General features: G+C 45.7%; 22 protein-coding genes. 15 read left to right on the forward strand and 7 right to left on the reverse strand.

The genetic code is table 11. The features are described from left to right. Window positions 1-297: 297 nt before the first annotated feature. From K9J17_11295 to K9J17_11305, 3 genes are all read right to left on the reverse strand, one after another. Window positions 298-1,068 carry a hypothetical protein gene (locus tag K9J17_11295; protein ID MCF8277309.1) on the reverse strand — a complete coding sequence of 257 codons (771 nt, stop codon included), beginning with the start codon at window positions 1,066-1,068 and terminating at the stop codon, window positions 298-300. Between the two features lie 154 nt (window positions 1,069-1,222). Then, window positions 1,223-1,633 (reverse strand): hypothetical protein, encoded by a 411-nt coding sequence (locus K9J17_11300; protein MCF8277310.1) that lies wholly within the window; start codon window positions 1,631-1,633, stop codon window positions 1,223-1,225. 154 nt (window positions 1,634-1,787) lie between these two features. After that, on the reverse strand, window positions 1,788-2,099 hold the full coding sequence (locus K9J17_11305) for a hypothetical protein (protein ID MCF8277311.1): 312 nt from the start codon (window positions 2,097-2,099) through the stop codon (window positions 1,788-1,790). Between the two features lie 517 nt (window positions 2,100-2,616). On the opposite strand from K9J17_11305, the gene K9J17_11310 reads away from it, so the two are divergent. From K9J17_11310 to K9J17_11380, 15 genes are all read left to right on the forward strand, one after another. Further along, a complete protein-coding gene (locus tag K9J17_11310; GenBank protein MCF8277312.1) occupies window positions 2,617-2,826 on the forward strand; it encodes a hypothetical protein in 210 nt (69 codons plus the stop codon). Between the two features lie 191 nt (window positions 2,827-3,017). Then, window positions 3,018-3,638, forward strand: a complete 621-nt coding sequence (locus K9J17_11315; protein MCF8277313.1) for a fibronectin type III domain-containing protein — start codon at window positions 3,018-3,020, stop codon at window positions 3,636-3,638. A 596-nt stretch (window positions 3,639-4,234) separates the two neighbouring features. After that, entirely contained in the window at window positions 4,235-4,567 is a 333-nt protein-coding gene (locus tag K9J17_11320) for a metalloregulator ArsR/SmtB family transcription factor (GenBank protein MCF8277314.1), read from the forward strand. 52 nt (window positions 4,568-4,619) lie between these two features. Further along, window positions 4,620-5,069, forward strand: coding sequence for a DUF6428 family protein (locus K9J17_11325; protein ID MCF8277315.1), 450 nt, complete (start codon window positions 4,620-4,622; stop codon window positions 5,067-5,069). A 24-nt stretch (window positions 5,070-5,093) separates the two neighbouring features. Beyond that, the gene (locus K9J17_11330; protein MCF8277316.1) at window positions 5,094-5,813 is read left to right on the forward strand and encodes a protein-tyrosine-phosphatase; all 720 of its coding nucleotides are present in this window, start codon (window positions 5,094-5,096) and stop codon (window positions 5,811-5,813) included. A 165-nt stretch (window positions 5,814-5,978) separates the two neighbouring features. Next, complete coding sequence (locus tag K9J17_11335; GenBank protein MCF8277317.1) at window positions 5,979-6,278, forward strand: metalloregulator ArsR/SmtB family transcription factor; 300 nt, start codon at window positions 5,979-5,981, stop codon at window positions 6,276-6,278. 85 nt (window positions 6,279-6,363) lie between these two features. After that, on the forward strand, window positions 6,364-6,603 hold the full coding sequence (locus tag K9J17_11340) for a thioredoxin family protein (GenBank protein MCF8277318.1): 240 nt from the start codon (window positions 6,364-6,366) through the stop codon (window positions 6,601-6,603). 37 nt (window positions 6,604-6,640) lie between these two features. Further along, complete coding sequence (locus K9J17_11345; protein MCF8277319.1) at window positions 6,641-7,618, forward strand: permease; 978 nt, start codon at window positions 6,641-6,643, stop codon at window positions 7,616-7,618. A gap of 132 nt (window positions 7,619-7,750) precedes the next feature. Then, a complete protein-coding gene (locus K9J17_11350) occupies window positions 7,751-8,209 on the forward strand; it encodes a DinB family protein (protein MCF8277320.1) in 459 nt (152 codons plus the stop codon). A gap of 12 nt (window positions 8,210-8,221) precedes the next feature. Then, window positions 8,222-8,629, forward strand: coding sequence for a nitrophenyl compound nitroreductase subunit ArsF family protein (locus K9J17_11355; protein MCF8277321.1), 408 nt, complete (start codon window positions 8,222-8,224; stop codon window positions 8,627-8,629). A 5-nt stretch (window positions 8,630-8,634) separates the two neighbouring features. Beyond that, a complete protein-coding gene (locus tag K9J17_11360; GenBank protein MCF8277322.1) occupies window positions 8,635-9,342 on the forward strand; it encodes an aromatic aminobenezylarsenical efflux permease ArsG family transporter in 708 nt (235 codons plus the stop codon). A 251-nt stretch (window positions 9,343-9,593) separates the two neighbouring features. After that, window positions 9,594-10,178: a Crp/Fnr family transcriptional regulator gene (locus tag K9J17_11365; protein MCF8277323.1), complete on the forward strand. Its 585-nt coding sequence runs from the start codon at window positions 9,594-9,596 to the stop codon at window positions 10,176-10,178. Window positions 10,179-10,272: 94 nt separating this feature from the next. Beyond that, a complete protein-coding gene (locus K9J17_11370; GenBank protein ID MCF8277324.1) occupies window positions 10,273-12,168 on the forward strand; it encodes a tetratricopeptide repeat protein in 1,896 nt (631 codons plus the stop codon). Next, window positions 12,165-13,730, forward strand: coding sequence for a bifunctional 3-(3-hydroxy-phenyl)propionate/3-hydroxycinnamic acid hydroxylase (locus K9J17_11375; GenBank protein ID MCF8277325.1), 1,566 nt, complete (start codon window positions 12,165-12,167; stop codon window positions 13,728-13,730). Before K9J17_11370 ends, K9J17_11375 begins: the two co-directional genes overlap by 4 nt. Window positions 13,731-13,819: 89 nt before the next feature. Beyond that, window positions 13,820-17,206, forward strand: a complete 3,387-nt coding sequence (locus K9J17_11380) for a hypothetical protein (protein MCF8277326.1) — start codon at window positions 13,820-13,822, stop codon at window positions 17,204-17,206. A 102-nt stretch (window positions 17,207-17,308) separates the two neighbouring features. Here K9J17_11380 and pfkA read toward each other — a convergent pair whose 3' ends face one another. The 4 genes from pfkA to K9J17_11400 form a co-directional block, all read right to left on the reverse strand. After that, the gene (pfkA, locus tag K9J17_11385; GenBank protein ID MCF8277327.1) at window positions 17,309-18,280 is read right to left on the reverse strand and encodes a 6-phosphofructokinase; all 972 of its coding nucleotides are present in this window, start codon (window positions 18,278-18,280) and stop codon (window positions 17,309-17,311) included. Window positions 18,281-18,289: 9 nt separating this feature from the next. After that, the gene (locus K9J17_11390; GenBank protein ID MCF8277328.1) at window positions 18,290-18,667 is read right to left on the reverse strand and encodes a DUF1987 domain-containing protein; all 378 of its coding nucleotides are present in this window, start codon (window positions 18,665-18,667) and stop codon (window positions 18,290-18,292) included. Window positions 18,668-18,728: 61 nt separating this feature from the next. After that, complete coding sequence (locus K9J17_11395; GenBank protein MCF8277329.1) at window positions 18,729-20,057, reverse strand: ABC transporter permease; 1,329 nt, start codon at window positions 20,055-20,057, stop codon at window positions 18,729-18,731. Then, entirely contained in the window at window positions 20,058-21,551 is a 1,494-nt protein-coding gene (locus K9J17_11400) for an ABC transporter permease (protein MCF8277330.1), read from the reverse strand. Between the last annotated feature and the right edge of the window lie 15 nt (window positions 21,552-21,566).

The raw sequence follows: 21,566 nt of genomic DNA on the forward strand, positions 1-21,566 counted from the left end.
ATGTCATGAATCGCAAGGTCTTTGATCTTTACTTTTCGCAATCGGTGGCAGTTTTCCACCAGCGATGTCGGATAGTCTTTCAGGTCTGTCCAGTAGTTGTTTTCTAATTCCTGAATGCTTGAGTTCAGCACGTCCATGTCCCTCGGGTTTTCACTTGCACACAACGGGTTACTGCTATGAAAATAGGGCTTTAATTCCTTCGTCCTTTCGCCCGAAACCGAACTTGGTAGAAAACATTAAAGCTTGCGTACCTGTCGTCACGCCCTATTTACATAGCAGATGTTGTGTGTAGTAATTTTATAATTCCTTGACAGGACTTTCAAATGTTATGGGTTCCGTCCAGTTTTCATCCTTGTATCCATTTATGTCAACCAGTCTGAACTGAATTTGATATTGATGTCCAAGGTCATAGTTAAATGACCCGCTGCATCCATCGTTTCCCACCGATAAAGTGTCTCCCTCTAGAGGCAAATAGTAACTGTATGCGATTGCATCGGTCAAGTCAAGGAGTTTGGTTTCAACTAGGGTTTCTATTGAAGTTTCGACTAGGGTTGTAAACGTTGCGTAAGTACCTCTTATGGAACCATTAAATTCACTTTCAGTGTTTTTTAGGTGTGGCATGGCTTTCCATTTGGGATATGCCACTTGATTCATTTGGACAACTTTCCATTTGCCAACTTCCCCTTTTCGATTTTGCCAAATCATTCTTTCCTCAGCTTCCGAAAGGTTCATTATACGAAGTTCGTAAGTCTGTCCGGGGAATAGACTATGCTCTGGAATCAGCACGGTTTGCGTTCTTGTTGAGTTGCCTTTTCGCACTTCCTTCACTAACATTTTAACTGTGTGTCCGATACTTTCCAGATAGACTGGGTATTTCTCGTCTAGTGACAATACTATCTTCTCAGTGACACCTGAACCTTCAACAATAATCCACGAATTCGGATTAATGTTGTCTCCTTCAGGTAATATTTTCAAACCATATGGTCCGCAACCTTTCATGGCGTAAACCCCCGTCACGAAAAAGGAGAAAACAAGTACTAAAGTTAGCTTTCTAAAGTGCGGTTTCATGATGCGCCAATTATTACACACAACGGTTTCCGCTAAAGATAATGCGTTAGAAACTGCCGTCCTTTCGCCATGCACAAACAGCACAGAACGAAACTGAGACTGACTGACGTACGGTCGCACGCATTAGGTTTAGTGGTTGTTGTAGGTAGTTGTTTCACTCCAGACGAAATCTAAACAGAGCATACTTGAACGTCTTAGGTTCGTATACACAGCCGTTACATGTCCAAATTACTTCTTCACTATTCAATACGTTTCTCACTTGCACGATTTGGTTTTCCGTCAGGACTGCTCCTTTTTTTTGTAAGCGAACAAATGCTTCGGCCGCGTAAGCCCTTTTCTCTAATAATGTATCTGTCAGCCATTCTTCGACTAGGTCAAGATTGCCGTATTCAATAAGACGCTCTATTGACCCGCGCAGGTCAGGTTCTTCCCCAATCATTCCACAATGACTTCCGTACGCCACGTCAACCATCGTTTCAAGTTCATGTTCAGAGTAGAATTTGACTTGACCAAATGTTGTTGTCGCAACCAATATGAATGATAATATGATGAGGGTCTGCGTCATTTACAATTACCTACAACGGTGCGCCTAAAAGTATTGCGTTTTGAAACTACTGAGTTTTCGAGATACGGTAACGCAGCAGAACGAAACTGAGACTGACTGACGTACCGTCCCACGCAATAGTTTTAGGCATTGTTGTGTGTAGTTGTTTCATTTTTCATTCGATCGGCTTCCCATTCCTATCCCAATTTTCCACAAGTAGATTGCCGTCCACATAGATTACCCTTGACTTAGGTGTCCCATTTTCATAGAATACTCTCGTTCTGTAGTCATAATCTAAACTGAGAACCTCATTAGACAAGGTTTTCCAAATGTTATCTTCCGCCAAATACACTTGTTGATTTTCAAAGTAGCATTCGGTCACTTTCACCGAGTCTTCAGAAACAAGTTCGTAGCCACAACTAATTGGAAAGCCGCTTTCCGTCCAGCTAATGTTGGATTGCACACCGTTTTCAAACCAGCTTTCCATCAAAGTGCCTGTAGAATCGACTATACTACTTACTCTTTTGTTACCGTTACGGTAATAAAAAATCAAACTTGTATGATTGCCATTACTCCAAGATATAGACCTCAGGCTTCCATCCTCAAAGGTGTCACGAATTGTGTCCGTCTGAGAGTGAACCATTGTAAATTGACAGAGGGTCAATATGAGTAGCAGCCACTTCATTTTCCAATTACACACAACAATTGGCTATGATAAATTAAACTCCTCCAATTACCTATAGCCCTTTTTGCCCAAGCACGATTTCTTTTTATAGCCCTCCAAATTGGCGTGCTATGCGTAATTCTTACTCTAAGCCCAGTTGTTTTTATATCAACCAATATTACAAACTCCTCCTGTCATTTTCAACAACGCGTTTTAAACACTTTTCAACAACTGTTACCCAAACCCACTCCCCAAAAACCAAAACCCGTTCTCCCTCCTTCCTTTCGGGTTTACGGAAAGGACAAGCGGATATGGAAAAACGTCTCGGGAGAATGGAAAAATGAAAAAGGAATCTTCGGAAACGATACGGGAAGATGGAAAAACGATAAAGGAGAATGGAAGAATGAAAAGGGGATCTTCGGAAAGGAAAAAGGAAGATGGAAAAACCAAAAGGGAGTATGGAAAAGCAAAAAGGGAGTATGGAAAAATGATAATGGAGTGTGGAAAAATGAAAAAGGGAGACGTTTTTAGTGCCTTGTTGCTTGATTGAAATGAAATTTTTCTCGCTGATTTTCAATTACTTACATGAATCAGGCTATTTTTTTTCATCCCTCGCACAATATTTTATCTCGCCCCTAAGTTTTTAAAACATCACAACGGTGGTTCAACACCAAACCAAAGTATAAGACAACATAGTAGCGGCCTTTTGAACGCGGCCAAAGCGCATTAAACTTTTTAGTTATGCGAATAGTTGTTTTAAAGTGGGACAAATTTTCTGTCCAAGACAAAATCAAGAAAGTACGATTCGTTGTACAGAAGATGACCGAGAACGCGGCCATCTTTGACACTCCTGACCCACCCTTAACGGTATTGAGCGCGCAGGCCGATATGCTAGAAGCTTCGGAAGCGGCAACAGCTGATGGTGGCAAGGATCGGACACTAAAGCGCGACATGGACCTTACCAAAATGGTAGAAATGATGGACCTACAGGTGCTTTATGTACAGACCGTTACCCATGGCGACCGCGAAATGACCAGCTTGGCAGGTATGGACACTAAGAGTGATGGCAGCAAATGGCCCATTCCAAAAGCTCCTGCGGGTTTTATAGCCAAGCCTGGCGAATTTGAAGGTTCAGTATACATGAAGTGTAATGGAACGCTATACAAAAAGCGCTACGTATTTCAGATGTTTGTGGAGACCAAGGATAACCTTGGCGAATGGAAAGACATCAAAACACAAGGCAAGAACATCTACCTACACAGGAATTTAGAGCGCGGGCGTATCTATCGTTTTCGGGTGTATGCTGGCAACTCGGCTGGCGATGGCCCTGTAAGCACAGAGGCAACGAGCGCTGCACGTTAAATAGAAAAGTGTGATAGCGTAGCGACACTGGTCCCTACGTAAAACCCCGGGGTTAAGTCTTATCGCCTCGGGGTTTTGAATTTCTATAAGGGCCGTTTAGTACATGGTGCCTCTCTCCTACTTGATGTGCCATGCTGTAGTGCATTCTTCTTGCCTAAAACCTTATGACAAACGACTTTATGGAGCCATTCAAAACCCTGATTTTGAAAGCACGCGCCACATTTTGGCTTCTGTTTTTCATTCCCTCCTTTATTAGCTCTTATTATGGGATTGAAGGTAGTTTCACATGAAAGAGATCATCAAGCAAAAGCACTACCCTCGAAATGCCATTCATTCGGTTCAAGTGTTCGACATGCACTCATTGAATTATTTGCGAAGAACGATTATCGATTAACGAACTGCGATTGTTGCCCAAATCGTTAATCGCAGTTCGTCAATCGTTTTTCGCTAATCAAAACTGTTAGTGATTGCCATCATCTACATAACATGCGAAATGTGAGACCCTTCCTTGCGTTCCAGAGCAACAAATTGTAACGTTTCTATACGCAACTGTTGCACCACACTCTTGTTAATTGTAATATTGCGATGAATTAAAAATGGGACTATCTAAAACAGAAATATTCGCTGAACGCGAAAATCTGATTGCCAGTTTTGCGAAAGCATTCGGACACCCGGCCCGAGTGGCCATTCTTCAGTACCTCATCAATCAGCAAAGCTGCGTATGTGGCGATATCGTAAACGAGATTGGCCTTGCACAAGCCACCGTATCGCAGCATCTGAAAGAATTGAAAAATATTGGCCTCATAACCGGAAGTATTGAAGGTGCTAGTGTCTGTTATTGCATTGACCCTGTAAAGTGGAACGAAATGAAAAGCGTTTTCACTGGTTTTCTGTCTCAGGATATTTCCTGTAAGGACAGTTGCTGTTAAAATTTTTTGAAATAAATCATCGTAATATTACAATTAACAAGAATAATCTATTATGAAACTATCAGAAGTAAAAGAAGCATTGAACGGAATGAATGAGGTCGTTTTCCGTTTAGAAGATGGCACGCAAGTACCGGCACATTTTCATGTGACAGAAGTAGGAAGCGTTAAACGACACTTCATAGACTGTGGTGGAACAATCAGAAATGATGAGGCCGTAAATTTTCAACTGTGGACTGCCGCAGACTATGATCATCGATTGGCTGCCACCAAATTATTGAACATCATTGCTTTGTCTGAAGACAAATTAGGACTCTCAGATGCCGAAGTGAAAGTTGAATATCAGACCGAAACTATTGGTGTTTATGGTCTGGCATTCAGAGACAAGGCCTTTATCCTCACTAACACTCAAACAGACTGTCTGGCAAAGGATGCCTGCGGAATTCCGCAAGAAAAGAAAGCTACCGAACAAGCATGCTGCACACCAGGAGGTGGATGTTGCTGATATTAAATTGAAAAAGAAACAATCATGAAACTCTTGAACACTATCATCCTTACCCTACTTATTTCAAGCACCATTCAAGCACAAACAATGAAAATGGAAATGAGCAAAAACCTAGAGCGATATACTGCTGATCTGGTGGCAAACGCAAATACGATCAATCCAGAACGCCAAGAACAACTCAAAGAGCTGGCAACTGATCTTACATCTGTATTGAAAGAAACCGATAAGCACGATGTGATCTTTGTCTGTACTCATAATTCGCGCAGAAGTCATTTGGCCGATCTGTGGTTTCGTTTTGCGCTTATGTACTATGGAGTAAACGAATTAGGGTCATTCTCGGGCGGTACCGAAGCAACAGCATTCAATCCCAGAGCCATTGCAGCCATGAAGCGTGCAGGGTTTAAAACTTCCTATGATAAATCAGCCGAAAACCCGATTGTATCCATCAGTCCACTCACGTATCCCGTTTGGAACGTAAGATCAAAGGTGTATTCTGATGATGCGAACCCAAAATCTAACTTCACGGCCGTCATGGTTTGTTCTGATGCCGACCGAGCATGTCCTGTTGTAGATGGAGCCACACAGCGCTTTGCTATTCCATACAACGACCCGAAGCACTATGATGGCACACCTTCGGAGGAGCTGAAGTATGACGAGACCGTGAAACTGATCGGAACAGAAATGATGTTCCTTGTAGATCAGATCAAAAAGCAGATGATACTGCAAGGCAAATCTGCACAATAACAAAAACTTGTGTGGCGCATTTCAATAATAGCTCAACGTCTAGTCTAAAACTGACAATTCAAATTGATGTGCGCGTAACAGGCATGTTAGAAAACGAAGTGAGACTTAGAAGATGAGATTCAGTTTCATTCAATTCGTATCTTTACGAATCATATTAAAATCATCATGCCTACATCTAAACAGCAATTTACAGAGAGACAGGAATTGGTTTCCAAGTTTGCCAACGCTTTAGCAAACCCAGTTAGAGTGGCTATTTTGGAAATGCTTTCGAAGCAAGCCTGCTGTTTTCATGGCGATATGGCAGACGTACTTCCTATTGCTCCAAGCACGCTTTCGCAGCATTTAAAGGTTTTGAAAGAAGCAGGATTGATACAAGGAGAGATCAGTCCGCCCAAGACCAAGTACTGCATTAACCGAGAGAATTGGGCGCTTGCCAAAGGGGTGCTCATTGGATTTCTGGAGTAAGAGATCAATCTGTTCGTAATATTGCGAACAACCATTCTATTCGTATATTTGCGAATGATTCATTATTGAACTAAAATCAATTATCATGATCAGCATCAAAGTATTAGGAACTGGTTGCCCGAAGTGTAAAACCACTTACCATAATGTGATGGAGGCTTTAAAGCAAAGCAATCTAGAGGCTCAGGTAGAAAAGATTGAAGACATTGAAGAGATCTTGAAGTACAACGTAATGACCACTCCTGCCCTGTTGGTCAACGATGTAATTAAAGCAAAAGGCCGTGTGGCAGATGTTAGCGAAATCATTGCATTCCTGAAAGCTTCGTGAACTTCAGTCAGAGCTGTTCATAACCTGAACTAAAAACATGTTCGACTGGATACAGCACTTCGCAGATTGGCTGATTTACTCAGTCTTCCACATTGGTGCAGAAACCCATCTTGGTGTAGCACTGAACTTCTTTGTGTACGACACACTGAAAATCCTCATTCTACTTTTTCTCATCGTGTTTCTGATGGGTGTGGTAAACACCTACTTCCCCATTGAGAAACTGAAAGACTACCTCAACCGAAAGAAACTGTTCGGTCTAGAATACCTGTTCGCTTCCATATTCGGAGCTATTACTCCTTTCTGTTCGTGTTCGTCCGTGCCGCTTTTCATCGGTTTTGTACAAGGCGGCATCCCCTTGGGTGTCACCTTCGCTTTCCTTATCACCTCTCCTCTTGTGAATGAAGTGGCCATTGCCATGTTTCTGGGCATGTTTGGCCTGAAAGCAACCTTGATCTATGCGGGTTCGGGCATTGCTCTTGGCGCCCTAGGCGGATGGATACTCGGGAAATTCAATTTGGAACCCCTACTTACGGATTGGGTCAGGACCATCATGGCCAAAAAGCAAACATCCGATCAGCAGTATACCGAAGAGCCGTTGACCTTTATGCAACGGCTACCCGAAATTACCCGTGGCGCTTGGGATATTGTAAAGAGTGTATTGCTGTATGTGATCATCGGTATTGCCATTGGAGCTGCCATGCATGGTTTTGTTCCCGAACAGTTCTTTGCGGAGTATTTGGGAAGTGGCGCTTGGTGGACCGTTCCTTTGGCTGTTATTGTGGCTGTGCCCATGTATGCCAATGCAGCGGGAATTGTTCCTGTAATCCAAGTATTTGTAGCTAAAGGAGTGCCTTTAGGAACGGCCATTGCCTTTATGATGGCTACCGTAGGATTGTCCATTCCGGAAGCAACTTTACTTAAGAAGGTAATGACCATGAAGTTGGTTGCTATTTACTTCGGCATTGTCACCTTCTTCATCATTCTGTCGGGCTATTTATTCAATATGATACTATGACATTTGGTTCCAAATTGATTTAGAATGGCAGAATGAAATGTTCTCCCGAACTTCTGCAAGTTGCAGTTCCCCCTTTCAAAGGGGGTGTCGAGGTACGAGACGGGGGATTTACTTAAAGCATAAAACGCAATCATGAAAACCAAAACTCAACTCCTCTTAGAACTCTGGCTGGAGGCTCGCACGCGTTTCACCAACCAAATGACCTTGCTTAAAGCTGACGATTTGCAGAAGAAACTAGCACCATCACCCAACTCGGTCGGGTTTCTGATTCGGCACATGGGAGATGTGGAATTGCTTTTTGCCAAGAACGTATTTGGCGCTGCTGATGTGAAGGTTACTGCCAAAACCGTTATTGCCAATCATGATACAGGAGAATGGACAGACCTAGCGGAATTGAAAGCCTACGTTTCCGAGTCGTTTGAGAAACTGAAAGCCATTGTGGAAATACAATCAGAAGCAGATTGGGAAACGACCATTACCACCAAGGAATTTGGCACCAGAACAAAGGCCGAAGTATTCGGACGGATTGTTTCGCATACAGCCTATCACGCAGGGCAAATGGCCATCATCAATAAATATGGAACACACTAAAACTCAATTACAATGAAATCTACAAACGCATTATTCAGCACCCTTTTCAGCTTCATGCTGATCTTCACTTCATGTACCAGCGAAGCACAACAGACAGCCAATTTGGATGCAACTCCTGTTGCAACTGAGGTCATTCAGTTTCATTCGGAACACAGATGCATGACCTGCAATAAGATTGAAACACTCACTAAGGAAACCCTCAAGGCTTATCCTTCTATTCCGTTTTCGTTGGTGAATGTGGATGATGAGAAGAACGAAAAGAAGGCGGAGCAATTTCAGGCAACTGGAACAGCCTTATTTCTCTATGACGCCAAAACAGGCAAGATGCAAGAACTCACAGATTTTGCTTTTATGAATGCTGGAAATGAAGAGAAATTCAAAGCTGAATTGAAGAAGAAAATTGATGCCTTTCTGAAATAGATCACATGGATTGGCTCAACGAAATCGCTCAAAACAGCGAAGCGCCATTATTGGCTGCGTTTGCGCTTGGACTTCTTACAGCCATTTCGCCTTGTCCGTTGGCTACCAACATTACAGCCACCGCATACATTGCTAAGACCATTAGCAACAAAAAGAAAGTGCTGCTAAGCGGGTTTCTCTACACTTTGGGGCGGACGTTTTCCTATACCTTCATAGGTGCAATCATCTATTTTGGAGCGAGCAAGTTTCAAGTGGCCAAGTTGTTTCAGGGCAATGGCGAGAAATACATTGGCTTTGTGCTCATCTTCATCGGACTGATCATGCTTGATGTGATCAAATTGAGCTTCATTAAAACAGGCAATTTCACCGAAACCCTTTCCGAAAAGTTCAAAACCAAAGGGCTTTGGGGTTCCTTTCTCTTAGGTGCTTTATTCGCCTTGGCTTTTTGCCCTTACAGTGGTGCGCTGTTTTTTGCCATGCTTATTCCGCTTACGCTCTCTGCCGATGCTGGATTGGCCTTACCCGTTCTGTTCTCCATCGGCACGGGTCTGCCCGTCATCCTTTTCGCCTTCGTTATTGCCTTTAGCATGGAGAAACTCGGTTTGTATTTCAAGGCCATTACCAAGGTTGAAAAAGTAATGCGCGTGGTTGCTGGACTAACGTTTGTCCTTACAGGGTTGTATTACATCAATATTTACTTTCAGCTGGTTTGAACCCGAACACTTTGGACATCATATGTTATAGTTGTGTTGACTTGAAAATGAATTTAAATAAACCAGGTCACAACGCCACCAATAAAACGTTGGCTACTTCTAAGCCGCCAAAATCTCGGCCAGTTTCAGGTAGTCAGAATTCACCTTATCGTGATGTTTGATGGCCTCATTCTAAGAGACCTGAACGATCTGTTCTTCTACCTATTGATATTAAATGAGGCATCTTCCCTATTTTCGTTCATACGTTAAAAATGGATCCCCTTCAACTTATAAGGCAACGATTTCCGTACCTCAGCGATGAAGACCTCATGTCGGTTGGATCGCTCTTTCAGATGCGTAGGCTCGAACCGGGAGAATCCTTCATCAAAGCTGGCCGTGTAAACTACACAGGTGCCTTGGTAATAGAAGGTTTACTTCGGAATTACCATCACCTTCCTAATGGTGCTGAAAGAACTGTTCTCTTCACGGCAGAAGGTCAGACCGTAGGTGCCTATTCATCCATTATAAAGCACATGCCAGCGGTGGAGCATGTGGTTGCGCTGGAAACGACCATGCTGCTGACGATGGATATGCGCGAATTCAAAAAGATCATGGTTGCAAGCCCTAATCTGATGCAGGCATATGCTCAGATACTGGAAACCATGCTGCTTGAAGCCATAGAACGGATCGATCAGTTCGTACTCTTAAGCGCTGAACACCGATACCTTAGATTCAAAAAGGATTTTCCGGATTTGGAGCAGCGCATTCCTCAGAAACATCTGGCTTCTTATTTAGGTATTACCGCCATTTCCTTATCACGGATGCGAAACCGCATGGTAAAGCGGAAGTTAACCTAAGTTAATAGACCCACTTCAGGATTTCCTGCAATTTGGCCATGGAGGATGAATGGTCAGCAACAAGGTAGTTGCAACTTACCCATCCTCAATACTAATGAAACGCACCATCCTCTACTTAGCATCCTTCCTGTGGTTGCATGTGCAGGCTTCTTCTCCTGTAGACAGCCTCTATTCTGAACTCAAAGATGCACACATCGACACGATTCAACTGCAATTGTTGAATAGACTTTGCGCGATGGAACGAGACCGAGGCAATTTCGACCTTTCAGACAGTCTGGCAAGCGAGGCGCTTCAGCGGGCCGTGGCCATTCATTCGTTAAAATGGGAAGCTGAAGCCCGTATCAATCAAGGTAATACCACACAGAAAAGAGGCAATTTTCATGCAGTCTTGCGTAGCAGAGACGAACTCAGGCAACTGGTGACACGCGCAAACGACCACCGACTTTGGGGCAATTACCACACACTGATGGCCAATTGCCATCGCAAAATGGGCGATCTGCCCACAGCCATGGACGCCTATTTGAAAGCACTTTCCTTCTTCGAACAGATAAACGATCTGAAAGGGATGGCCTCGACCTACAACAATATGGCCATTGTGCAAGCAGCTCAGAACCGTTTCGATCTGGCGCTAAATTACTTTGTCCGATACGCAGAAATGAACCGTATGCGCGGGGATGCAGCAGGAATGGCCATGGGACATCGCAATCAGGCCACATGCCTTATCGAAATGGGAAAATTGGCCGAGGCCCGTGTCTTGGCCGACAGCGCGCTGACCGAGTTCCGAAACCTGGAAAACAGAGCTCAGGAAGCAGCGCTTTTGAGCACCATTGCCATCATCAATTTCAAATTGGGAAAGATCCAAGAGGCCTCAGAATACTTTGAAGCAGCAATGAAACTGACCGATGAGCTAGGAATGACCATGGCGCATGTCAGCAATCAGATATCGCTTGGTGGCGTTCGCATAGAACAGCAAAGGTTTACTGAGGCCAAACAGTTGATCGAACAGGGAGTATCAACCGCTTTGAAGCTCGGACACAAGGAACACATACGAGATGGTTACCATCAAATGTCCATTCTCGATAGCGCCATGAACAATATGGCTGCTGCGTTGGAGCACTACAAACTCTTTGTGCTTTATAAAGACAGCATTTTCAATGAGACGTCATCCGAGCAACTTGCCGAAATGGAGACACGATTTGAAACCGAACGGAAAGAACAGCAGATAGTACTGTTGAACAAGGATAAGGAGATCAAGGACAAGGAGATTTCGGAACAGAAGGTTTTGAGGAATGCCGCGTTGCTAGGCTTTTTCATCATGCTGTTATCTGCCAGTGTTTTTCTTTTACAGCGAAACCGGATAAAGAAGGAGAAGGAACATAGTGAGGAGTTGTTACTGAACATACTTCCATACGAAACTGCGCAAGAATTGAAAAGCAAAGGAAGTGCCGATGCAAAGATGATTGATATGGCCACCGTGCTTTTTACTGATTTCAAAGGATTTACGGCCTTAAGTGAGCAACTGACCCCGCAGCAACTGGTGGCCGAGATAAACGAGTGCTTCTCAGAATTCGACCGCATCTGCGAACGGCACAACATAGAGAAGATAAAGACCATTGGCGATGCTTACATGGCAGCCGGAGGTCTTCCCACCGCCAATTCGACCCACGCCATTGATGTGGTACAGGCTGCCATTGAGATTCGCGATTTCATGGCCAAAAGAAACCGAACAGGCAATAGCAGGTTTGAAATACGGATAGGTGTGCATACAGGGCCAGTTGTGGCGGGCATTGTAGGTATCAAGAAGTTCCAATATGACATTTGGGGCGACACGGTGAACATTGCAAGCAGAATGGAAAGCTCGGGCGAAGTCGGAAAGATCAACATATCGGAGTTTACCTATGGGCTGGTAAAAGATGCCTTCATGTGCGAATACCGCGGTGAGGTGGAAGCCAAAGGAAAAGGAATGATGAGAATGTATTTTGTGCAATGAACGGACAGTATGATACAGAAGTTGTCATAGTAGGTGGCGGCCCTACGGGTCTGATGTTGGCAAACCTGCTAGGCGCATGCGGAGTGAAAACCATTGTGCTGGAGCGCGAGAAAGATGTGTTTCCAGTACCTCGGGCCACGCACATCGATGAAGAAACCGTCCGAAATTTCACACTTACCGGCCTGATGCCCGAATTGGCAAAACACATCTCGCCATTCGGCAATGTGGAAGTTGCTGACAGCAAAGGCCGTGTCATACTGACGGAACATGTCGGTCTGATCTCTGATGTACATGGAAAAGCGGGATCATTCTTCTTTGATCAACCAGCCTTTGAAACCATCTTACGGCACGGGTTGAAACGATATGCGCATGTGTTATTCTTGCCTGATACAGAAGTTCTTAAGATTGACCAACATGCCAACGGAGTCACTGTTTTTGCCAAAGACCGTGAATGCGAAAATGAACGGACCGTGCACGCACAGTATGCCGTTGGGTGTGACGGTGGGCGTAGTCTGGTTCGGAAAAGCTTGGACATTTCAATGCATCAGATGGCGCCAAGCAGAGATTGGCTTATTGTTGATGCTACGCTGAAGGATATGAACGATGCGGCACTGTTGCCTCAGCATTTTCAGTACCGCATGGGCTTAGACCGATTGATGCTATATGCGCACGGCCATGGACAGAACAGGCGCTGGGAATTCCGTTTGCAACAAGGAGAGGAACATCCAGACCGGTCCGAAGTGATCAAATGGATATCGGCCTTTATCGAACCTGAAAAACTGAACATACTGAGAATGACCCCATACACGCAAAGGGCACAGATAGCCGAAAAGTGGCGGGTCGGGCGGATACTGCTGGCGGGCGATGCTGCACATCTGATGCCTCCATCTGCTGGGCAAGGCATGTGCTCAGGCATACGCGATGCCGTCAATCTTGCATGGAAACTACGCCATGTACTACAGTTTTCAGATAGAGACGGAATGCTCAATTCGTATCAGACCGAACGGCAGCCGCATCTTACCAAGATGCTGAACAGTTCCATGTTCATCAGCAATCGACTTAATGCCGAATCGGCCGTGGCGCGCCTGTGGAAATATGCGCAGATCCTTTTCATCGGCACGTTTTCTCCGATACGCGACCTCATGCGTTCCCAACTTCTTTCTCCGATCCCATTGAGCGCAGGCTTTTTTCAGCATTCATTGGCTGGTGGACAACATGTGCCCCGCTTCGAAGATCAGGATGGTCAGTTTACAGATGTATGGCCTTACGCGTGGGCCGTGGTAGGTGCGGCCGATGCATTCGGACCCTCGCTCATGCTCCGATTAGGCATGATGGGCATCCATTCCGTTGGCAACCGGTTGGAAGACGCTATGCTCGAAAGCAGACTGAATCGGTGGTTGAAAGACAATGATGCGACATTTGCCATTATTCGGCCAGACCGTATCGTGTATTGTTTTACAGGCAAACATGCCATTCATGCACAACTGGACGTGCTGGAAAGGCGAGGTGTCGGGTATGTAGAGCTGGCAAATGCGCTAGAGCTGCGCCACGGAGCTGCCTGAATTTGCGGGCAAGGTTTTCGAAATTAACCTAAGTTAATGCAGGTGCTGCGTGGTTCAGAATAGGTTTGAAGAGATAAACTGAACCTATCATGCAAACACCATCCAAGCTCCGATCTTCAGTGATCATCCTCTTCTTTTTTACAGGCCTAAAGGCATTTTCGCAAAGTAATGGCGTAGGAATAGACATTCCCAATCCACAACAGAAACTCGATGTGGCCGGTGGAATCCGTATCGGGAACACTACCACAGGATTAGCTGGCTCCATCCGCTGGACAGGTGCCGCGTTTGAAGGTCATGATGGAACCAACTGGATTCCATTTGGAGGCTCCTTTATGGGGTATTGGTCTGCAAACGGACCCGACATATCCAACAGCAACACAGGCAATGTTGGAATTGGCAATTCCCTTCCTCAGGAAAAACTGCACATAACGGGAAAGATCCGAGTGGTAGATGGTACGCAGGGAGCAGGAAAGGTGCTGATGAGCGATGCCAACGGTACTACATCATGGACCCATGCACCGAGCATCAATCTGCTTCGCGATGCCGACAACGACACCAAGATTCAGGTAGAGGAAAGTGCTGATGAGGACCTCATCCGATTTGACGCGGCCGGAAGTGAGATGTACACCATGCGCAAGTTGGCCGGAGGTTCACCTTGGCTGGAAGTAAACTCAACCAACACCCTTATTGGAAAAAGCATCAGCTCGGCCATCAATGGTTCAGGAAGGTGGAACACGGCCGTTGGTTTTCAATCAGCTCAAAACCTGACCACTGGGCAGAAGAACACGTATCTGGGAGACAACACAGGCGGATCCAATACAACAGGCGATTGGAACACAATGCTCGGGACCGTGGCAGGCCAGTTCAATAACGGAGGCAGCATGAATACGATGGTGGGTGGAAATGCGGGCAGAAGCAATCTAACAGGTTCAGGAAATGTGTTCATCGGATTCGCAGCCGGTGAGAATGAAACGGGCAGCAGCAAGCTTTACATCCACAATTCATCTACCGCAAACCCACTCATTTATGGCGACTTCTCCAGCGGTCTGCTCCGTATCAACGGCACACTCAACGTCAATAATTCCTACAACCTGCCAACTGGAGCCGGTACCAATGGGTTTGTGCTGCAGACCAATGGATCAGGAACAGCATCGTGGGTAAATCCGAATACCTTGGCAATTACCGAGACCGACCCACAGGTAAGCGCTTCCACAACCAACGTTATTCCGAAATGGAATGGTACTGCTTTGGTGGATGGTGTGATCAGTGATATTGGCACCACTGTCAACATTGCTTCCCGCATTGTCAACGTTGGCGATAACACGTCCACGGCTGCCACATTCTTGAATCTGGTCAGGTCCGGATCATCAGGTCGGATATATCTGGGTAGTGGGGCCACCTCTCCCAATATGGTCATTCAGGCTCAAACCGCCAGTGGCGATATTGTGCTTGAAACGGTTTCAGGCGAATCTATGCGTGTTGCGGATGGTGGCAATGTGGGCATCGGGAATGCACTGCCGCAGGAAAAACTACATATTACCGGAAAGATCAGAATGGCAGACGGAACGCAGGGAACGGGAAAAGTGTTGGTGAGCGATGCCAATGGTTCGGCCTCGTGGACAGATGCCGCCTCGCTTACCATTACCGAGACCGACCCACAGGTGAGTTCTTCCACAATCAACATCATTCCGAAATGGAACGGCACCACGCTGCAAGATGGCGCACTTTATGACAACGGTAACATCGGCATCGGAAATGCGCTGCCGCAAGAAAAACTACATGTTACAGGAAAGATCAGAATGGTTGATGGAACACAAGGAACGGGAAAAGTGCTGGTGAGCGATGCCAACGGTTCGGCAGCTTGGGCCGATGCCACCACACTTACCATTGCCGAGACCGACCCACAGGTGAGTTCTTCCACAATCAACATCATTCCGAAATGGAACGGCACTACGCTGGAAGATGGCGCACTTTACGACAATGGCAACATCGGCATCGGAAATGCGCTGCCGCAGGAAAAACTACATGTTACCGGAAAGATCAGAATCGTTGATGGAACACAGGGAATGGGAAAAGTGCTGGTGAGCGATGCCAACGGTTCGGCAGCTTGGTCCAACGCACCAAGTGTCAATCTGATCCAAGATGCAGATGAAGACACCAAGGTTCAGCTGGAAGAAAGTGCCGATGAGGACATCATCCGTTTTGACCTTGCCGGAACAGAGTATCTTGTGCTTGACAATGGCAGAATGAATATAAAAAACACCGGTGGTGGCACTTTTTTGGGCAATGAAGCAGGCCAAAATGATGACCTGAACGGAAGGTTCAATTCGTTTGTCGGTTATTTTTCAGGCAGAGCAACAACTTCTGGTGGTGACAATGCTGCTTTTGGGGCTGGTTCTATGGAAACAAACACAACCGGCAACGGTAATACAGCCCTCGGTCGCTCTACCCTTTTTAGAAACGTTACAGGATCAGACAACGTGGCAATTGGTACATATGCCTTATATCAAAACCTTAATGGATCCCGAAATGTGGCGATAGGCAGTGGAGCGGGAGCAAATGCCACAGGAATTGCCAACGTCTTCATAGGTAACGATGCGGGAGCCAACGAAACTGCCAATGACCGTCTTTACATCGATAATTCGAATACAATGAATCCGCTTATCTACGGTAACTTCCTAAGTCGCGAAGCAGCTATCAATGGCAATCTGGGCATTGGAACACAAAGCCCCACACAGAAACTGGATGTGTTAGGCAATGTTCATGTCAACTCAAACATCCTCATGTTCACAGATCCTCAGAATAGCAACAGCACCATTTACCTAACGGCCAACGATGCTGCTTACCCGAATGAAGGTCTCAGTGTGCGCACACTCAGCAGTCCTGCCAATGGCAAGCCGCTGTTCCGTGTGCTTTCTTCTGGTGGGGCAGAAAGATTGCGGGTGGAGCACAACGGAAGGGTTTACATGGATAACAAGCTTGATGTGGTCGGGCAACTTACTTTCCGCAATGGATCACCCGCTGCCGGAAAAACACTTGTTTCCACTGATGCGACCGGTAACGCCACATGGAGTCAGGGCACAGAGAATGTTGCCTACACGAAGAGCACAGGGGTTTATTCGCACGACAATACAAACGGTTACGCTGCAATCACCGGAACGGCCTCACTCAGCGTTTTTTCGGGAGATGTCATTACCATCATGGCCAATGGTTCATTCCGTTTGGATGGTGGTTCGGGGGTAGATGACTTTTTCTTTCGCGTCAGCTATACTGGCTGCGCAACGGGCAATGCCAACGAGACGAACTATTTTCCAAGCGAAGACGCTAATGACCACGACAATTATGTGCCGGTCTCCTATATAGACGTAATGGTGGCGCCTTGCACAGGTACGCTAGATTTCGAATTCAACGCCCGAAACGTGGGAGATGACCCTTGGACTGCGGAGGACAGGGTGCTAGTGGTGCGTAGGAATTGATGTTTCTTTCTACGGAATAATACCAGATTCTGATTCAGCGATCAGGATATTCGTCTTGCATCATCAGATTCCCAATCTTTCAAATCAGGTTGGTCTTTGGCATCAGGCCGCCAATATCTCGGCCAATTTCAGGTAGTCAGGATTCACCTTATCGTGATGTTTGATCGCCTTATCGAATGATGTGTAGCACACTTTCTTGTCTACAATACCCACCATGACAGAATGTTTCCCTGCAAGCAGTGCATTCACCGCTTCGTAGCCTAGTTGCGAAGCCAGCATGCGGTCCAATGCCGAAGGACTTCCACCCCGTTGCTGATGGCCCAGAATGGTAACACGCGTATCGTATTGCGGAAGCTGCTTCACTACCTGTTCGGCAATATTGTAGGCACCACCTGCATCATCTCCCTCGGCCACAATAATAATGCTGCTCGATTTCTTGCGGATATAAGCAGCCCGCAAGTTTGCCACCAGTTCTTCAAGGTCGGTATGAACCTCAGGAATGAGAATGGCGGTCGCTCCTACTCCAATGCCCGAACGGAGCGCAATGAAACCTGCATCCTTGCCCATCACTTCTACAAAGAACAATCGGTCGTGCGATGCGGCCGTGTCCTTGATTTTATCCACCGCATCCAGTACGTTATTTAGCGCTGTATCATAACCAATGGTATAATCGGTGCCAATAAGGTCGTTGTCGATGGTGCCAGGCAAGCCAATGAACGGAATATTGTGCTCCTCCGTAAAGACCTTGGCGCCTGCAAACGTGCCATCGCCACCAATGGCCACAATGCCTTCTATGCCATATTTCTGAAGATTATCGAAAGCCTGCTGGCGTCCTTCCTTGGTCAAAAAGGCCTTGCAGCGCGAAGATTTGAGGATGGTTCCGCCACGCTGAAGGATGTTTCCCACATCATCGCTGTCCAGCAATTTGAATTGGTCGTCTATCATGCCTTGGTATCCGTGCATGATGCCATAGATGGTCATTCCGTGATGTAATCCTGTTCTGACCACCGCGCGGATGCACGCGTTCATTCCCGGAGAATCTCCTCCGCTGGTAAATACTGCAATCGTCTTCATGCAGTGAAATTACAATTCAATGATCTCGAAAGGAATCTTTACAACCTCCTTGAAGGATAAACCATCAGCCACGTTATCTTCATCTTCTGCTTCGCATATCCAGCGTACGCGGAATTCGTTACCTGTGTCATTCAGCTCATGAAGCAGATTGAAAAGCCCCATCAAGCGAATAAATGAACCTGTGTTGTAGTAATCGAGGGCAATGTCAATGTTTGCCCTTACAAATTGGAACCGAAGATTATCATTGAGCCAATTGGTAACAGGATTGTAGAATTTCTCGGTATTCTCTGGCATGGATCTTCCGCGGATGGAAAACCGAAGTGCTTCAATATCGAAATCAATTTCAGGAGAAACTGAGGTGGCTTCTATGTAAAGTTTCTTATCCATTTGCTCGATTGTACAAAAATAAACCGAAGATGTCACAAAGAGTTCGCAAACAATAAAAATCTTAGGTTTTCAAACGTGGATCCAGCGCATCGCGAATACCCTCACCTAAAAGGTTATAGACCGTTACCGTTAGGAAGATGGCGCAACCTGGGAAGATGACCAACCACCAAGCTTGGAATGCCTCACGACCAGAACTGAGCAATGAACCCCAAGTAACCACATCGGCAGGCACTCCGATACCGAGGAACGAAAGACCCGATTCGATAAGAATGGCAGATGCTATACCGAAGGCCACCTGAACAAAGGCTGGTGCTACTCCGTTTGGCAAGGCGTGCCGAAAGATGACGCGTGCCTCGCTAAAGCCCAATGACTGACCTGCAGCGATGTACTCCAAGTTCTTGATCTTGAGGAATTCTGCCCGCGTGATGCGTGCAATTCCGGTCCAGCTGGTCAATCCGATAATGAGCATAAGGTTCACAAGGCTCGGTTTGGCAACCGCAGCAATGGAAATGATCAGGATCAACCTTGGGATGGAGATCAATATTTCAATCACCCTCAAAATGATGGAATCAGCAGGGATATTGGTCTGCGTGTTCAGTATCGGCAGTTTTCCTAGAACCTTTCCGATATAATAGAAAGCAGCTGTAATACCAACAAAAATGGCTAAGCTGAGTACCAATTGAAGCAAAATGGCTCCGCCAGAGGTTCCAATAGCATCAGCAAGAATATCCGCACGGATCATGAATGCGTAATAATAGGCCAGTACCAAACCTAGAATGAAGGTCCAAAATTGACCTCTGGAAGTTCTCAGTTTCGCATCTCCGAAATACCCGGCAAATGAACCCAAAACCAATCCGATCAAGGTGGCTATTCCCATGGAAAGAATGCCGATCGTCAACGAAATACGCGTAGCATGAATAAGTCCTGAAAGCACGTCTTCGCCTTTCTTATTCGTTCCTAGTAGATGGCGGAAACGTCCTGGCATATCTACTAATGCACCTGTTTTATCCTTAAAGAACTGCTTTCCAGATGGCGCCTTATAATCGGAATTCAGAAAGTCTGACTTACTCGGAGCGTAAGGTATCGGTGCCCAAATAACAGACTCGAGGTCCATCTGCTTCCACTTGGCAATATCCAACTGAACGTTTTCAACAGAACCATCTGCTTTCTTTATCTCGTAGGTATTCTGAGTAGAGAATGCCGGAAAAAGCGACTCGCCATGATACTTGGCATAAAGCGGCTGATCGTTGGAGATGACAGGTGCCAAAAGCGCAATCACCGCCAATGTTCCTAAGATCCAAAGCGAATAATAAGCTGGTTTGTTCTTCTTGAACTGAGACCAAGCATATTGCCTGAAACTGAATTGTGTATTGTCCTTCGAACTGCTCATCTATTTTGAAAAACTAATACGTGGGTCAGCAACTGCATAAAGAATGTCGGAAACCAAATAACCGACAAGCGTCAAGACGCCCGTAATGGTAAAAATGGCAATCAACATCGGGTAATTCTGATTCACAATGGCATTGTAAGATTCGCCTCCCATACCAGGAATGGTAAAGATCACCTCCAAGATGACCGAACCACCAATTGCTACCGGGAAAATATTGGCAAACACCGTGATGATCGGCAATAGACCATTTCGCAAAGCATGCTTGTAAATCACAACTCGTTCTGTCAATCCTTTGGCACGGGCCGTTCTGATGTAATCCTGATTGACAATTTCAAGCATCGAAACGCGCATTAGACGCGATAGGAATGCAAACGAACTGTAGGTGTAGGATATGATCGGCAAAACGAGAAATGGTAATCGATCTGCCCACTTTTCAAAGAATCCAGCATCTTGGGCAAACCCACGAACAGGTTCTACGCCTGACGCTGGGAACCAATGGAATACATCTGGATTGGCAAACCACATCAACAATACCGTAGCTGCAAAGAAATTAGGCAGCGAATAAAGGATAAATAGAAGAACCGTGGTTACACGGTCGAAAGTGCTGTCTTTGTGTACTGCGGCCTGAACTCCAAGAGGAATACTTACCACATAAGCGAGAAACACAGAGATCATACTGAAGAAGAATGACCAAAAGATCTTGATGCCGATCACTTCTTGAATAGGCATTTTGGTCGTGTAAGAAGTTCCAAAATCTCCACGGATAATTCCTCTTGTGAATTCGGCTCCTTTTCCTGTCAACCAATTTCCATCACCGAAAATCCAACGGTGATATTGGTTTTTAGAATAGAAGTTCAGAACCGGAACGTATTTCTTCCAAGGTGTCGCAGTTTCCTGCACGGCTTCAAACTTGGCTCTCGCAATATCAAACTCATCTTTCAACGGAGCCATGTAAGGTTTAGCGTACAGCTCTTCCAATCGTTCGAACTTGGATTCGATAACCACCAAACTATAAGATGCTTTGAGACTAGAAGACTCGAAAAAGCTCGTATTCACATCTTCTTTGAATTGGCCAAGATCAAAGCCAAAGGCTGTTGAACTATCGATCTTCAATTTGGAATGAGCATTATGTAATGCTGAAATTGCCGAAAAATAATCGCTGATGGCTGGCCAGTTTCCGTATTGGTTGGTCAATCGAGAAAGCGATTCCTGTTCATTATTGTCGTAGATGCGATACAGCGTATCGCTCTGCGCCAACGAATTCAAACTGACATAGAAAATGGGCAGGTCCAAGCCGAGTTTTCTACTCCAGAATTTCTTTTGTTCTAACTGATTGGAGGTCTGAGAACCGATCTCACCACCAGCTTGGGCAGCAACCACCATCCGTTCCACAGGATCACCAGGGGCAGAAACCATGATCACAAAACCCAAAAGGGTGATGGCGATCAGCGTTGGAATAAAGACGAGAACTCTACGAAAGACGTATTTAAGCATGAAGCTACTGGAATG

Source organism: Flavobacteriales bacterium (assembly GCA_021739695.1).
Taxonomy (GTDB): Bacteria; Bacteroidota; Bacteroidia; order UBA10329; family UBA10329; genus UBA10329.